The organism is Amycolatopsis sp. N2S4-7 (assembly GCF_058119595.1).
Genome location: NZ_CP172299.1, coordinates 6,120,978 through 6,136,388, shown reverse-complemented (window position 1 = coordinate 6,136,388; position 15,411 = coordinate 6,120,978). Strand labels below are relative to the sequence as shown.

The window sequence follows — 15,411 nt, the reverse complement described above, 5'->3', positions numbered from 1 at the left end:
CATAGTCGTCCGGCGCACCACTTTTCCGACGGGTGAATCCCGGATTTCTACGACCGGGGATCCGGCAGCCGCCGCGCGGTGATCGCCACGATCGCCGCCAGGACGGCCACCACCCCGATCACCAGCGCGAACGCGTCCCGCGCCCCCATCGCGCCCGGCACCGAAAGCGCCGCGTACAGGCTCCCCAGCGTCGCCACACCCAAAGCGAGCGACGTCTGCTGGTTGGTCGTCATCACGCCCGACCCCACCCCGGCCAGGTCGGTCGGCACGTGCGAAAGCACGATCCGGAACAACGTCGTCATCGCCAGGGCGTTCCCGACGCCGATCGCCACCATCGCCGGCGCCAGGTCGAGGATCGTCACGTGCGGCCACGCCGCCAGCGTCGTGCACAGCAGCGCGACCATCCCGAGAGCCGTGATCGCCCCGCCCACCGCGACGACCTTCTGGCCGTAGCGCGTCACCAGGCGGCTGCTCAGCATCGACACCGTGAAGTACGCGACCGCCAGCGGCGTCAGCGCGCCCCCCGCACCCAGCGGGCCGAAGTGCAGGCCCTCCTGCAGCGTCATCGCGAACACGAACATGAACGAGCCGAACGCGCCGAAGAACGGGACCGCCACCATCAGCCCGCGCCGGACGCTCGGCAGCCGCATCACCGACGGCGGCAGCAGCGGGGTGCCGCCGAGCCGCTCCAGACGCCGTTCGACGTGCACGAACGCCGCCGCCGCGAACGGCGAGACCACCAGCAGCGCGATCGTCCACGCCGGCCAGCCCAGCGCCCGGCCCACCATCAGCGGGACCAGCAGCGAAAGCAGCGTCACGGCCAGCAGCGACGTCCCCAGGCGGTCGACGCCGAGCGGGTTGTGCGCGCGGCTCTCGGGCAGCCGGCGCGCCATCACCAGCACGACCAGGCCGATCGGGACGTTCACCAGGAAGATGGGCCGCCAGCCGGTGCCCCACAAGTCGGCCGCCACCAGGGCGCCGCCGAGCAGCTGGCCGACGACCGTCGAGATGCCGCCGGTCGCGCCGAAGAGACCGAGCGCCTTGGACCGCTGCTCACCCGACGTCGTCGCCTGGATGATCGACAGCACCTGCGGCAGCAGCAACGCCGACGCCGCCCCCTGCGCGGCTCGGGCCACCACCAGCGTGCCGGCCGTCGGAGCGATGCCGCAGGCCAAGGACGTCAGGGTGAACAGCCACAGTCCCCAGAAGAACAGCCGGCGCCTGCCGAACGAGTCGCCGAGGCGGCCCCCGACCACCAGCAGCACGGCGTACGCGATGCCGTAGGCAGCCACCACCAGTTCCAGGGTGGCGGTGGACGCGTGCAGGTCGGTATTGATCGTCGGCAGGGCGACGTTGACGATGAAGAAGTCGATGATCGGCAGCGCTGCCCCCAGCAGCACCGTGACCAGGCCGGCGGGGGTCAGTCCCGGCCGAAATTCGGCTCCGGTCGAGCTCGGCGCGAGTTCAGTCGTGGTCATGGGTACTACGATCGGCCTGGTTTGAAACTGGTACCAGTTGTTGTTTATCCGGGTACTGTCACTACCTGGTACCAGGTTCGCGGGCGTGCCATCCTGGCACCATGACCACCGCTGTCGAATCCGAACTCCGCCGCCAGGAGCTGGCGAGGTTCCTGCGGAGCCGGCGTGAACGGATCACGCCCGAGCAGGTCGGCCTCCCGATCATGGGGCGCCGCCGGACGCCGGGGCTGCGCCGCGAAGAGGTCGCGCAGCTCGCCGGCGTGGGGGTCACCTGGTACACGTGGCTCGAGCAGGGCCGCGACATCAACGCGTCCGAGCAGGTGCTGCAGGCGATCGCCCGCACGCTGCGGCTCGACCCGCACGAGCACACCCACCTCTTCCGGCTGGCCGGCGCGCCCGAGCCGGAGAAGGAAAAGGACTGCCAGGTCATCACCCCGTCGATGGAGCTGATGCTCCGGAAGCTCGAGCCGTACCCGGTCGCGGTGCGCAACGCCCGCTGCGACCTGCTGGCCTACAACCGCGGCTACACCTGGCTGATGGGCGACGTCGACGCGATCCCGTTCGAGGACCGGAACACGCTGGTCCAGTGCCTGCTCAACCCGGAATGGCGCAAGCGGATGCTCGACTGGGAGACGAACATCCCGCGCGTGATCGCGTCCTTCCGCGCGGCGATGGCCGACCACGTCGCGGAACCGGCGTGGAAGCAGCTGGTCAAGCGCCTGAAGGTGGAGTCGCCGCTGTTCGCCGAGCTGTGGCCGCACCACGACGTCAACTCGGAGCCGATCCGCACGAAGCGGTACCTGCACCCGGACGTCGGGCTGCTGCAGTTCAACTTCACGTACCTCTACTACGGCCGCCGCTCGGAGATCACCATGTCGACCTACACCCCGGCCGACGAGGAGACGGCGGCGAAGCTGCCGCTCATGTTCGGCTGACTACGGCGCCCGACGTACGCGGGGAGCCGCTCCAAGACGGACGCGGCACCTCCGCGCGAACGGTAGTTTTCGCAGCATGAGATGGCCGCCGTGGGTGGGGCGCGTGGTGCGCACCGTCGTCGTCACCGGGTTCGTGCTCGGGGCGACGAGCGGTGCGTCGCGCTGGCAGCCCGGCTCGCCGCCGATGACCCCGCTCGCCGCCGCGTGGCTCGCCGCCACCGGGCTGACCCTGTTGCTCGTCCACCGCTTCCCGCTGACGCTCTTCCTGGTCACGACGGCGTCCGCGTTCGGCTACTACGCGTCCGGGCTGCCCGGCGGGCCGGTCATCCTGGTGCCGACCATCGCGTTGTTCCTGCTCACCCGGCAACGCGGTCCGCTGACCGCCGGGATCACCGGGTCGGCGGCGCTCGCCGTCCTCTACCTGGTCCACATCGTGACGTCGGGATCGTTCGCGCTGGCGTCCGGCGCCGGGTTCCTCGTCGTCTGGCTCGTCGCGGTGATCGGGGTCGGCACCGCCGTCCGGTACCAGCTCGACGCGCTCGCCGCCCGCCGCGAGCAGGCCGACGAGCACCGCCACCGGCTCGCCGAGCAGGAACGGCTGCGCATCGCCCGCGAGGTGCACGACGTCGTCGCGCACAGCCTGGCCATGATCAACGTCCAGGCGGGCGTCGCCGCGCACGTCGCCGACCGGCGGCCCGAGCAGGCGAAAGAGGCGCTGCTGAACATCAAGGCGGCGAGCGCGTCCGCGCTGAAGGACCTGCGCGCCACCCTGGCGGTGCTGCGGTCCGGCGAGGACAAGGCACCCGCGCCGAGCCTCGCCCAGGCCGCGGAGCTGCTGGAACACGCCCGCGACGCCGGGCTCGCGGTCGACGTCCACGGCGAAGCCGGCGAGCTCCCGGCGCCCGTCGACGGCGCCGCCTACCGGATCCTGCAGGAGTCGCTGACCAACGTCGTCCGGCACGCCGACCAGGCCGGACACGTCGACGTCCGGTTCGAGCGGCGGCCGGGGACCTTCACGCTCCGGGTGCGCGACAACGGCCGCGGCACCACCCGGCCGACGCCGGGCCACGGCCTGCGCGGCATGGGCGAACGCGCCGCGGCCCTCGGCGGCCGGTGCACGGCAGGCCCGGTCGAAGGCGGCTTCGAAGTCTGCGTCGAGCTACCGATCGAGGGAGAAGCATGATCCGCGTCCTGCTGGCCGACGACCAGATCCTGGTCCGCGCCGGGTTCCGCGTCCTGCTGGAGACCGAAGACGGCTTCGAGGTCTGCGGCGAAGCGGGCAACGGTGAGGAGGCCGTCGCGCTCGCGATCGAGCACCACCCCGACATCGTCGTGATGGACATCCGGATGCCCGGCGTCGACGGCCTCGAAGCCACCCGCCGGATCACCGCGAATCCCGACCTCGCCGGGACGAAGGTGCTGGTCTTGACCACCTTCGACATCGACGAGTACGTCTACGAGGCCCTGCGCTCGGGCGCCAGCGGGTTCCTGCTCAAGGACACCGAGCCGGTCGAGCTGCTGCGCGCGCTGCGGGTTGTCGCGAGCGGCGAGGCACTGCTGGCGCCGACGGTCACGCGCCGGCTGATCCAGGAGTTCGTCGGCCGCCCGGAGAACCGGCGCATCGATACCAGCGCCGTCCGCGAGATCACCGACCGCGAGCGCGAGGTGCTCGGCCTGGTGGCGGGCGGCCTGTCGAACGACGAAATAGCGGCCCAGCTGGTGATCTCGACGGCGACGGCCCGCACCCACGTCAGCCGCATCATGACGAAGATCGGCGCGCGGGACCGGGCGCAGCTGGTGGTGCTGGCCTACGAGTCCGGGCTGGTCACACCGCGTCGGCCGTGACCCGGGACCGCCGCAGCGCCACGAGGACGTTGAGCACGAAGACGACCAGGAGCAGGCTCACCGACACCCAGAACCCGAGCCGCAACCCGACGGCCGCGGTCGCCTCGTCGTCCGCGCCACCCTCGCCCGGCGACAGCGACGACACGGCGGCCGAGATCAGGCGCGTGTTGTCGGTGAGGTTCCGGAGGGCGAGCACTTCGGTGACCACGAGCAGCACGGCGCCCGCCCCGGAGATGACGACCGCGGTCAGGGCGCGGGCCTTCGGCGTCCGCAGCAAGGCCGTGCCCAGGCCGAGGACCAGCAGCACCCCGCTGGTGATTGCCAGGACGCGGACCGTGCCCGGCATGTCGAACTTGTCCGCCACCGCGGCCTGCTGCGCCGGGGTCAGGCCGAGGCCGTCGACGCCGGTGAACTTCTGCCGGCCGGTCGCCAGGTCCGCGCCGGAGTAGGTCACCTCGGTGCGGGTGCCGTCGGGCGCTTCGCACGACGCGGCGAGGCACGGCAGGAAGAGGAACAGCAGCAGGGACAGCAGGAAACCGGCGGGCGTGATCCGTCGCGTCACGAGCTTGGGCACGCTGCCGACCCAACCACACGCCGGCGGCTTCAGCCCCGTCTGACGCGGCGCACCACGCGGACCGCTCGCGCCAGGAACACGACCGCGAGGACGGCGACCAGGCAGATCCAGATCACGGCGCCTCCTTCCCCGGCCGATGCTCTGCTCAGGAGGCGTTCGGGGGTGGGATGGCGTTCATCGACACGGGGCAAGCCACACCTTCGGGCTAACCTGCTTGCCCGCGTCGTCACCCGGCTATCCTCAGCGGGTGCGTCGTGCGTTGATCACCGGTATCACCGGTCAAGATGGCCAATACCTTGCCGAGCTTCTCCACGAGAAGCAGTACGAGGTCTTCGGCCTGGTCAAGGGGCAGAACAATCCCCGGATCGACATGATCCGCGCGGGGTACCCGTTCGTCGAGATCGTCGAGGGCGACCTGCAGGACCTCTCGAGCCTGGTCGGGGTGCTGGAGCAGGTGCAGCCGGACGAGGTGTACAACCTCGGCGCCATCTCCTTCGTCGCCCTGAGCTTCAAGCAGGCCGAGCTCACCGCGAACGTCACCGGGCTCGGGGTGCTGCGGCTCCTCGAAGCCGTCCGGATGGTCGGCGGCAGCCAGAACAACCCCATCCGCTTCTACCAGGCCTCCAGTTCCGAGATGTTCGGCAAGGTCCGCGAGTCGCCGCAGACCGAGGCCACCCCCTTCTACCCACGGTCGCCCTACGGCGTCGCGAAGGTGTTCGGGCACGACATCACCGTGAACTACCGCGACAGCTACGACCTGTTCGCCTGCTCGGGCATCCTGTTCAACCACGAGAGCCCGCGCCGCGGCATCGAGTTCGTCACCCGCAAGGTGACCAACGCCGTCGCGCGGATCAAGCTGGGGCTGCAGGAAAAGCTGGTGCTGGGCAACCTCGACCCGCGCCGCGACTGGGGCTTCGCCGGTGACTACGTCCGCGCCATGTGGCAGATGCTGCAGCAGGACGAGCCGCGGGACTACGTCGTCGCGACCGGCCGCACGCACAGCGTCCGCAACTTCGTCGACCTCGCGTTCAAGCACGCCGGCCTCGACGACTGGGAGCGGTTCGTCGAGCAGGACCCGCGGTTCTTCCGCCCCGCCGAGGTCGACCTCCTGGTCGGCGACGCCACCAAGGCCCACACCGAGCTCGGCTGGAAGCCCGAGGTCGGGTTCGAGGACCTCGTCGCCATGATGGTCGACCACGACCTGCGGCTGGAAGCCACGAAGGCCGGGATCTCGCTGCCGTGATCTCCTACGCGCAGAACGCGGAGGACGTCGTCCTGGCCCGGGTTTTCGCCGGCCAGGCCACCGGTCGCTACGTCGACCTCGGTGCGGGCGACCCGGTGGTCGCGTCCGTCACCAAGCACTTCTACGACCGCGGCTGGCGGGGGATCAACGTCGAGCCGCTCCCGGACAAGGCGCGCGAACTGCGGGAAGCCCGGCCCGGTGACCTCACGCTGCAGGTCGCCGTCGGTGCCGCGCCCGGAACGGCGAAGCTGCACGCCGTCGAGGAGGAGTGGGGGTGGTCGACGCTCGACGACGACCTCGCCGTCCGCTACCGCGACGACCGGGACTGGCAGGTCCGCACGGTCGAGGTCGAGGTCACGACGCTCGCCGCCCTGTTCGACGCGCACCCGGGCGAGATCGACTTCCTCAAGATCGACGTCGAAGGCGCCGAGCGCGCGGTGATCGAGGGCGCGGACTGGCGACGGCACCGCCCGCGCGTGCTCGTGGTCGAGGCGACCGAGCCCGGCTCGCCGAAGCCGACGCACGGCGAGTGGGAGCCGATGCTGCTCGACGCCGGCTACCGCTGCGGGTTGTTCGACGGGCTCAACCGCTTCTACGGCCAGGCCGACGACGCCGAGTGCCTGAAGCTGCTTTCCGCACCGGCCAACGTCTTCGACGACTTCGAGCCGTACGCGCTGGCGCGGCTGCGTGAGCAGTTCGCCGCTTCGGAGGCTGCCCGCCCGGGCGAGGTCGGGTACATCCGCCGGCTCGAGGAGACCGTCGAGCGGGTGCAGCAGTCACGCGCCGAGCTGGGTGCGCAGCTGGACGAGACGCGGCGCGAGCTGGAGCAGGCGCGCCGCACCACCGAGGAGACCCGGCGCCGGGCCGCCGCCCTCGAACACCGCGTCGCCGAGCTGGAGGCCCAGCAGCGTCAGTGACGCTCCCGGGCCAGCTGCGCGAGCCTCGTCGTCACAATGCGGCTGACGGCTTCCGGACCGGACCACTCCCGGATCGCCTGGATCGCCCGGCGTCCCATTTCCGTGCGCAGCCGCGGACTTTCGGCGAGCCTGCGCAGCCAGCGCGCGGCCTGTTCGACGTCCGGTTCCGCCCACAGCTGGCCCACGGAGTACCAGTCGCCGAAGCCGCTGCCGCCGAACCGGTGATCGACCGCGGTGATGGGACGGACGTCGTAGCCGACCACGGCCGCCGAGCCCGGTGGCATGAAGTCGGTGTTGCCGCCGAAGCCGGTCGCCACCACGGGCTTGCCCATGGCCATCGCCTCGGCCATGCCGAGCCCGAAGCCCTCGGAGCGGTGCAGCGACGCGTACACGTCGCACGTCGCCAGCAGGGTGTCCATGTCGGCGCGGGACATCTCTCGGCGGATCAGCGTGCCGCCGACCCCGGCGACCGCTTCGCTCAGCGACGCGTCCAGTTCCGGGAACAGCTCCAGGTTGTTCGCCTTGAGCACCAGGTGGGCGTTCGGGCCGCGGCCGCCGGGCGGGAACGCCCGCCGGAACGCCTCGATCACCGCCCACGGGTTCTTCCGGGCGTCGCTCGACGACGCGCTGAAGGTGAACAGCACGATCAGGCCGTCCTCGGGCAGGCCGAACCGCGCCCGGTCGCCGACCGCGTCCGGGACCGGCGGCACGACGTTGGGCACGACCGTCATCGGCTTGTCCGTGATGGTGCGGAAGGCATCCGCGACGAACGACGAGACCACCCACAGCTCGTCGATCCCCGCCAGGTGCGGGCGCGCCTGGACCGGTGGCGACGGCAGTTCCCACGCCCACAGCGCGATCGTGTAGCGGTCCAGCGCGTGGTCGGGGATCAGCTGCCACTCGTTGACGTTGAGCAGCCACAGGTCGACGTCGAACTCCTTGCCGCGCCGCAGCCCGGCGAGTTCCGGCGGGACCGGCACCGTGCGGTAGGGCGCGCGGCTGTCGACCTCGGTGAGCGTCAGGTCGGTACCCGATTCCGCGAGCACCTTGGTCAGCCGGCGCGCGGATTCCGCCAGCCCCGTGGTGGCGCGGACGTCGGCGAACACGTTGACGCCGTGCCGTTCGGGAGGTGACGCCGGTGGCCGGGCCGACAGCGTCCCCTCCACCGCGGCCGCGTACCCGCGCGCCGCGATCGGCCAGGCCGCGTTGTCCGCCGTCCACTTGCGGGCCAGCTCGCCCGCCTCGCGCAGCTCCTCCGGCCAGGACATCCCGCGTTCGAGGATCCGGTACAGCTCGCGCGCCTCGCCCATCGGATCGGTGGGCACGGTGAACAAGAACGCCGGGTCGAAGTGCCGGTGCTGCGGCAGGTCGCTCGTGATCACCGCGCGCCCCGCGCCGAGCGCCTGCATCATCGTCGCGCTGGTCTCGCCCGCCGTCGGCCAGCGCAGGCTGATCACGGCGTCCGAGGCGAGGATCAGCTCGTCGAACCGGTCTTCGTCGGGGGACAGCTCGAGGTGCACGGACTCGGCGGCGCCGGTCTGCTCGATCGTCCGGCGCAGGTCGGCCAGCAGGGCCGGGGTGGCGGCGTGCCCGGCGATGATCAGCCGGGCGTTCGGCCAGCGGCGTCGCAGCTCACCGAACGCCAGCACCGCGGCCGGCACCCGCTTGTGGCCGCCCAGGCCGCCGAACACGCCGAACACGACCTGGTCGTCGGTCCAGCCGAGGCCGGTCCGGATCTCGTCCCGCCGGGACGGGTCGAGCAGGGTCGCGCCGAGCGGCACCGAAAACACCGGGACACCCGGGTAGCGTGCGTTCAGGAACTCCGCCGTGTGCGGGTCGTGCACCAGCACGCCGCGGCTGGCCGTCACGAGCCGGCGTTCCATCGTCAGCGTCCCGCGGTCCAGGGTCGGCACGCCGTCGACCTCGATCACGGGCATCCCGTGCAGCAGAGCGGGATCGTCCTTGCGCCCGTAAATCGGGCCGTGGGCGTAACGCACTTCGGCTTCGAACTCAGGGGTGTGGAAGCCGTCGAAGATCCCGTTGTGGAAGTCCAGCAGCGACGGGTCGTGCAGGACGACCAGGCCGGGCACGTCGAGGGCCCGCCGGTAGATCCACTCGTGGACGCCGGCGTGGTTGCCCATGTGGTAGATGTGCAGGTCGGCCTGGACCTCGTCGCGGTCGACGATCGGCACCCCGCGCGGTGAGCGGGCGGCGCCCGGGGGGTCGGTCACCGCGACGACGTCGGTCAGCTCGGCCAGCGCGGCGAGCAACCGGTAGCTGTAGTCGGCGATGCCGCTGGTCTGCGGCGGCAGTGGCGTCCACATCGCGACGTGCGCGCGGGAGTCCTTCATCGGCGGGCGATCAGGCAGCGGCGCTCGCCGAGCCCGTCGGCCGGCTCCGACGGCCTGACTTCGACGTCGGTGAAGCCCGCCGACTCGGCGACGAACCGCAGGTAGATCGGGTGCGGCGGCGTGGCGGCGAACGGGTCGAGCCCGGCCTCGTCTTCGCCCGGCAGCTCGACGAGGAGCACTCCACCCGGCTGCAGGGCCGTCGCGGCCAGATCGGCGAAGCGGGCGAAGGCGTCGGGCGCCAGCCGTTCGGCGAACCGGAACGCGGTGACCGCGCCCAGCGAGCGGGGCGGAAGAGCGGCCAGCGCGGTCAGCGGCTCGGCGGCTTCGACGTCGAGACCGAGTCCCGCGCAGTGCTGCCGGACGAGCGAGTTGTCCGAAGCAGCCCGGTACGGCACGTCGGCGGAACGCAGGACCTCGAGCCACTCCCCGCGGGCGGGGGCCGCGTCGAACACCGGCCCGGTCGCCCCGGCCTCCCGCGCCGCCGCAACCAGCGGCAGGTGGGCGCGGCGGGCGGCGCGGACCTGGTCGGCGGGCCCGTCGAGCAGCTCCGAAAGCGCGAGCTCGAGGAACGACTCCCGGTCGGCGACCGACGGCGCGACCTCCGGCACCGACCGCCCGGCGCGGATCCGGTCGAGCGCCAGGTCCAGCTGGGCGTGGCGCAGCCGGACGTCGGCCGCCGCCGAGGTCAGGGCGGCGACCTGGGCTTCCAATGACTTCAGGCGCTGCTCGGCGTCCGCACCGGCCTCGGCCTTCTCGGTCTGCTGCAGCCGCAGGTCGCTGAGCTGGGATTCGAGCCGGCCGAGCCCGGAGTACAGCCGCTGGTTCAGGCCGGCCGTCATGGTCTGGTCCTGCTGCCGGAGCTGGTCGAGTTCGCGGGCCAGGTGGTCGACCCGGACCACGCCGTGCCCGCCGGCCTCACCCAGCTGCTCGTGGTGCGCGCGAACCAGCTCGTGGACGGCCACCAGCGCGTCCCGCACGGCGAGGTTGGCCTCGACCTGCCACTTCACCTGGCGCTTCCAGAGGAACCGCATCGCCAGGCGGCCGAGCAGATCGGTCCGGCGCAGCGGCAGGTGCAGCTCGCGGTGTTCGTCGAGGCGAGCCAGTGCGGCGGCCAGGCGGTCAGGAGCCATTCGTCGTTTCCCCCGGTCAGCGAGCGAGCTTGGTGAAGATGTTCTGCTGGACGTTCGGCGACAGCATCGAGACGGAGCCGACGACGAGCCCGCGCTCGGCGAGCTCGATGACGACGACGTCGCTGCGCTGGAGCAGGTCCGCGACCGCCGCGCCGCCGTCGTGGTCGGCCGTGCTGGTGTGCAGCGCGGTCAGGTCGCGGAAGGACGCGGCCAGGTACGGCAGCGCCCGGATGGTGAACGAGTCCCCGAGCCAGGCCGTCCGCAGGCCGTAGGTGCCCTCGCCGGTGGCGGTTTCGGTGTGCACCGGCGGGATGTAGTCGCCGGGCATCGGGCGGGTCTGGTCGGTCTTGCCGTCCGGCATGAGCGCGTAGTGGGTGCCTTCGGTCTGCCCGCTCCGGCCGATCAGCGGCGGCAGGTCGGCCGGCACCTGCCAGTCCTCCTTGGGCTGGATCCGCCAGCCCGCGCTGATGCCCGGCCGCAGCTTTTCGACGACGGCGCGCACCGCGGTGATGGCACCTTCGTCGTTCCAGTGCGCGTCCTGCGGGCCGTAGACCGGCGCACCCTTGCGGTTCGCCCAGTCCTGGATCGGCCGGCGGGGGTCGATCATGAAGTTCTCGGCGTCGACGCGGTGCCAGAAGTCGGCTTCGAGCGCGTCGTGGCAGTCCTTGCCCAGGTAGTTGTCGGGCAGGTGCTGGGGGACCATGCCGACCTTGTCCGGCGCGACCACGACGACCAGCTGCCGTCCGGACGCCTCGATGCCGTCGCGGAAGCTGCGCAGCTGGGCGAACGTCGTGTCGAGGTTCGACGCCTGCACGCAGTGGCTGGTCACCTCGTCGCCGAGGTACAGCCAGCCGTCCTTGCCTTCGATCACGTTGGGGAACTGCCGCCGGTCGTACTTGGGGCCGTTCGGGGACGGCACCGGAACCTGGAGCGGGTTCTGCTGGTTCTCCTGGTTCAGCGGCGGCGGCTCGCCGAACACCCCGCGGCTGATGCCGTCGGCCGCGTGCACCGCCTGCTCGCGGAACACCAGGTGGTCGGTCGCCCACTGGGTGAACTGGGGGAAGAACGACCAGCCCTGCCCGAAGCTCGGGAACGGGGTCAGGGCCCGGTTTTCGAACTGGCTCGGGCGCGCACCCAGTACGGCCGACAGGGCCGGCGTCGCGAGGAAGACGATCGCGCAGATCAGCGCGACGATCTGGTTGCGGCCGTGGCGCGGCCGGTACAGGGCGTGTTCGCGCGGGAGGAAGGCTTCGTAGACCGGCGGCAGCGTCGTCCGGGGGCCTCGTCCGGTCGTGGTCACGGCGCCGCCCGGAGCTTGCGCGCCGCGGCCCGCACCGGGCGCAGCAGACGGCGGGCGCGAGCGACCACCGGGTGCCGGGGTGGCGGTTCGGGGGCCCGGCCGGCCAGCCACGTCCGGTGCGCCGAAGCCAGCCGTTCGCGCATCCACGCCGCGGCCACCTCGGTCGAGCGGGTCCGCAGCACGTGCTCGCGGGCCGCTTGGCCGCGCCGCCGGGCCTTGGCCGGGTCGTCCGCGACGGCACGCATCGCGGCCGCGGCGGCGTCGAGATCGGGCTCCGCCCAGCGCCCGCCGGGCTGGTACGGCGGCCAGCCCGGGCCGACGTCGGTCATCGTGCAGGGGATCGGCCAGCCGTGCTCGGGCCCGAAGAACTCGGTGGTGCTCGAATAGTCGGTGGCGATCACCGGCAACCCCCTGACCATCGCCTCCGCGACCGTGAGCCCGAAACCCTCGCTGCGGTGCAGAGACACGTAGGCATCGGTCCTGGCATACAGGTCACCGAGTTCGGCGACCGTGAGGTACCGCTCCAGCAGCTCGATCCGCGGGTCGTCGCCGATCGCGCGGCGCAACCGCTCGACCGCCGGGGCGTTGCGGTGCCCGTTCGTGGCCTTCAGCACGAGCCGGACGTCGTCGCGGCCCGGAAAGGCGCGGCGGAACGCGTCGGCCACGCCCCACGGGTTCTTCCGGCCGCCGGTGGAGTTGAAGTCGAAGATGAACAGGAACTGCGTCGTGGCACCCGGCTCGCGCACCACCGGACCGGGATCGGGCACCGGCACGGGAATGGTCCGGACCGGCACGGGGGAGTGCGCGGCGATCGCCCGGGTCGCGAAGTCGCTGGGCGTCCAGATCTCGTCGACCAGGGCGAACCCGTCGTGCATCTCGGCGGGGAAGTCTTCCAGCTCCCACGCCCACAGGCCGATCCGGTAGCGGCCGGCGCCGGCGTCCGGGTGGCTGTCGAGGATCAGGCGGGTGAAGTCGGAGTTCACGGTCAGCAGGCTGACGCCGAACCGCGGCGACCCCACGTCGTCCGGGGTCGCCAGGCCGGTGCGGACCGAGCCGGCCAGGGAGTGCTCCTCGACGACCGAAACCATCGGCACCCCCGCGGCCGCGATCGCGCGCCGCACGACCCGGGCCATCTCGCCGAGCCCGAGTTCGGCCGTCAGGTAGCCGACGACGTTGACGCCGAAGTCGTCGACCGGCGGGACCGGCGCGGGCGGAGCGGTCGGCAGCGCCCAGGACGGCAACAGTCCTTCTTGGACACCGTGGGTCGCGCACCACTGCCGGAAGCCCGGGGCGTCCGCGCCGCGCGGGTGCGGGAACACCGCCTGGAGGTCGACCCGGGAGAGCCACACCGCGGCGGCCAGGCGCGTCAGCCCGGTGGCGGCGTCGATCGGGGACGCGGGTTCGGCCAGCCACTGGCGGAACGCGCGGCCGTCGTCGTCGCCGAAGGGGTGCGGCGGCAGCTTGTCGGCGACGACGTCGAGCGGATCCGGGGTGTGGCGCGCGCGTTCGGTGCGGAGCCACGCCTCGTGGTAGAGCTGTCGCATGGGGACGGTCAACGGCGAGCCGTCCGGCAGGGCGGCGAACCGGTCGGAGACGGGCTCGGCGGGGCCGAGGCGTTCGCGGTAGGCGTCGCACAGGCGGCGCAGGACCGGTTCGGTGGACAGGCGCACGCGGGGCCGCTCGGCGCAGTCGCCCGTCAGCAGCCAGGGCCGTTCGGGGTCGAAACCGCGGAACGCGAAGAACCGCAGCGGCTGCCCGGACACGGTCGGCGGGGCACCGGCCAGGCGCCGTTCGTGCAGGTTCCAGTAGCCGACCGCGAGCCCGGGGTCGCGGACCACGTGCAGGTCGAACAGGCCGGCCGCGAGGTCGGGCCACCGCCGGCCGGGGCCGGTCCGGTGCGGCGGGCGGCGGCGGGCGTGGTCGGCCCAGTGGTCGAGGAACGGCCGGGCGGCCTGCCCGGCGGCGAGGAAGCCGTCGAACACGCCGGGGACGTCTTCGGGTTCGAGGCCGTCCTGCGGCAGCGGGGCGAGCAGGGCCGCGGCGGCGACCAGGCCGTGGTCGGCCGCGAGCCGGGTGACGTCCTCGAACGCCGCGTGGACCTCGATGTCCGGGTCGAGCAGGACGACCACGTCGAAGCGGTCGAGCAGCTTCGCGAGCAGCAGCGGGCGCAGGACGTCGGCGAGCTCCGCGCCGGCGTGGCAGGTGACCAGCCGGAAGTACTCGTCGGGGTCGAGGCCCAGGTCCTCGGCCACGGTGTCGGAGTCGGCGACGAGCAGGACGAAGTCGTGGCCCGGGTGGTGGGCGCGGTACGACGCGGCGAGCACGTCGGCGGCGGCCAGCCGATCCCGGGTGACGACGGTGCAGGCGGCCGACCGGGGCCCCGGCCGCCCGGGACGGGGACCCGACATGTCAGCTGTTGGCGGGCAGCTCGGCCAGCTGCTTCGCGAGGATTTCGTCGAACACCTGGGACACGCTGGTCATGTCGGCCCCGTCGACGTGGACCCGGACGACGGTCTGCTTGTGCACGTAGTGCGCGCGCACGAGCGCCTTGCCGTCCTCGCGGACGAGCTGCATCACCTCGACGCCGGGCGGGGTGGTGCCCGTGTACTTCGTGAGCTTGTACTTCGTCTGCAGGTTGATGAGCTTGTCGACCGCGTCGCTCGCGGCGGAGCTGCCGGAGGTCTTGACGGTCAGGACCACGACCGTCGCGCCGGAGGGCAGCGTGGACGCCGACCCGCGGGAAACGGTCGGGTTCGCGCCGGCGAGGGCGTCGTACTCCTCGTCGGTGAGGACCTTCGCGGCCTTCAGGTTGTCGAAGGTCGGGAAGTCGGTGTTCCACTGCACGGTGCCCGGCAGCTTCGCGATCTCCCGGTCGTCCTTCGGCTTCTGCGGGGTCGGCGCCGGGCCGGAGGACGAGGCGACCGGCGGCGTCGGGTTGTTCGAGTCGTTGCCCGAGAACAGGAAGTAGCCACCGACACCCAGGCCGGCGAGGACGACCACCGCGACGACGATCGCGACGATCTTCTTGCCGCCGCCGCTCTTGCGGGACGTCTCGAACGACGGCTCCGGGCCCTGGCCGACCCAGTTGGTGTCGGCCGGGAAGTCGGAGCCGCCCCACGGCGTGCTGGTGTCCTGGCTCGGCACGTTCCACGGCACCTGCTGGCCCTGCGGCGGGTGGTACTGCGGGGGCGGCTGCTGGGCGGGGAACCCACCGGAACCCTGGCCCTGCGGCCGGAAGCCGCCGGCGACCGACTGCGGGGGAACGCCGGGCACGACCTGGGTCCGCTCCGCGTCACCCTGGCCGGCCGGTGCCCACCCCTGGGGCGCGCCGCCCTGGTTGACCGCCTGCGTGCGTTCGGCGTCGCCGAACGAGGCGTTCACGATCTGGGTCTGGTCGGCCGACGGCCCCGCGCCGGCCTGCGGCTGCCCGGGCGCCGGGGTCACCGGGGCGATGATCTGGGTGCTCTCCGCCTGGCCGCCCGCCGCCGGTGCGGCCTGGGGATCGGCGTTGACGGCCGCGGACAGGACACTGTCCCGGCGCACGCGGTAGTCGTCAGCGGAAATCTGGCCAGCGGCCAGCTCCTCGTCCAACCGGCGCAGTTCCTCCTGCCAGGACAAACCCGGCCCCCTTCTCGTCA

12 protein-coding genes are annotated in these 15,411 nt (G+C 72.3%); 5 read left to right on the top strand and 7 right to left on the bottom strand.

Annotated elements, in window-relative coordinates; all coding sequences use genetic code 11:
• Nucleotides 1-47: 47 nt before the first annotated feature.
• A complete protein-coding gene (locus ACH54P_RS28875) occupies nucleotides 48-1,478 on the bottom strand; it encodes an MFS transporter (protein WP_489906482.1) in 1,431 nt (476 codons plus the stop codon).
• A gap of 101 nt (nucleotides 1,479-1,579) precedes the next feature.
• Between ACH54P_RS28875 and ACH54P_RS28870 the strand changes: the two genes are divergently transcribed.
• From ACH54P_RS28870 to ACH54P_RS28860, 3 genes are all read left to right on the top strand, one after another.
• Nucleotides 1,580-2,413 (top strand): helix-turn-helix transcriptional regulator, encoded by an 834-nt coding sequence (locus tag ACH54P_RS28870; protein WP_489906481.1) that lies wholly within the window; start codon nucleotides 1,580-1,582, stop codon nucleotides 2,411-2,413.
• A 76-nt stretch (nucleotides 2,414-2,489) separates the two neighbouring features.
• Nucleotides 2,490-3,596, top strand: a complete 1,107-nt coding sequence (locus tag ACH54P_RS28865; RefSeq protein WP_489906480.1) for a sensor histidine kinase — start codon at nucleotides 2,490-2,492, stop codon at nucleotides 3,594-3,596.
• Nucleotides 3,593-4,258, top strand: coding sequence for a response regulator (locus ACH54P_RS28860; RefSeq protein WP_489906479.1), 666 nt, complete (start codon nucleotides 3,593-3,595; stop codon nucleotides 4,256-4,258). The genes ACH54P_RS28865 and ACH54P_RS28860 overlap by 4 nt, the downstream gene beginning before the upstream one ends.
• Here ACH54P_RS28860 and ACH54P_RS28855 read toward each other — a convergent pair.
• Entirely contained in the window at nucleotides 4,239-4,832 is a 594-nt protein-coding gene (locus tag ACH54P_RS28855; RefSeq protein ID WP_489906478.1) for a hypothetical protein, read from the bottom strand. The genes ACH54P_RS28860 and ACH54P_RS28855 overlap by 20 nt on opposite strands.
• A 247-nt stretch (nucleotides 4,833-5,079) precedes the next feature.
• Between ACH54P_RS28855 and gmd the strand changes: the two genes are divergently transcribed.
• Nucleotides 5,080-6,075 carry a GDP-mannose 4,6-dehydratase gene (gene gmd, locus ACH54P_RS28850; RefSeq protein WP_489906477.1) on the top strand — a complete coding sequence of 332 codons (996 nt, stop codon included), beginning with the start codon at nucleotides 5,080-5,082 and terminating at the stop codon, nucleotides 6,073-6,075.
• Nucleotides 6,072-6,992: an FkbM family methyltransferase gene (locus tag ACH54P_RS28845; protein ID WP_489906476.1), complete on the top strand. Its 921-nt coding sequence runs from the start codon at nucleotides 6,072-6,074 to the stop codon at nucleotides 6,990-6,992. Before gmd ends, ACH54P_RS28845 begins: the two co-directional genes overlap by 4 nt.
• Here ACH54P_RS28845 and ACH54P_RS28840 read toward each other — a convergent pair.
• Genes ACH54P_RS28840 through ACH54P_RS28820 form a run of 5 tightly spaced genes read right to left on the bottom strand, consistent with a single transcriptional unit; the run spans nucleotide 6,986 to nucleotide 15,391 of the window.
• Entirely contained in the window at nucleotides 6,986-9,343 is a 2,358-nt protein-coding gene (locus tag ACH54P_RS28840; protein ID WP_489906475.1) for a glycosyltransferase, read from the bottom strand. The two genes, ACH54P_RS28845 and ACH54P_RS28840, sit on opposite strands and share 7 nt — an antisense overlap.
• Nucleotides 9,340-10,473 (bottom strand): hypothetical protein, encoded by a 1,134-nt coding sequence (locus ACH54P_RS28835; protein ID WP_489906474.1) that lies wholly within the window; start codon nucleotides 10,471-10,473, stop codon nucleotides 9,340-9,342. The genes ACH54P_RS28840 and ACH54P_RS28835 overlap by 4 nt, the downstream gene beginning before the upstream one ends.
• Before the next feature lie 16 nt (nucleotides 10,474-10,489).
• Nucleotides 10,490-11,773 carry an alginate O-acetyltransferase AlgX-related protein gene (locus ACH54P_RS28830; protein ID WP_489906473.1) on the bottom strand — a complete coding sequence of 428 codons (1,284 nt, stop codon included), beginning with the start codon at nucleotides 11,771-11,773 and terminating at the stop codon, nucleotides 10,490-10,492.
• Nucleotides 11,770-14,181 (bottom strand): glycosyltransferase, encoded by a 2,412-nt coding sequence (locus ACH54P_RS28825; protein ID WP_489906472.1) that lies wholly within the window; start codon nucleotides 14,179-14,181, stop codon nucleotides 11,770-11,772. The genes ACH54P_RS28830 and ACH54P_RS28825 overlap by 4 nt, the downstream gene beginning before the upstream one ends.
• A gap of 1 nt (nucleotide 14,182) precedes the next feature.
• The gene (locus ACH54P_RS28820; protein ID WP_489906471.1) at nucleotides 14,183-15,391 is read right to left on the bottom strand and encodes a hypothetical protein; all 1,209 of its coding nucleotides are present in this window, start codon (nucleotides 15,389-15,391) and stop codon (nucleotides 14,183-14,185) included.
• Nucleotides 15,392-15,411: the final 20 nt, after the last annotated feature.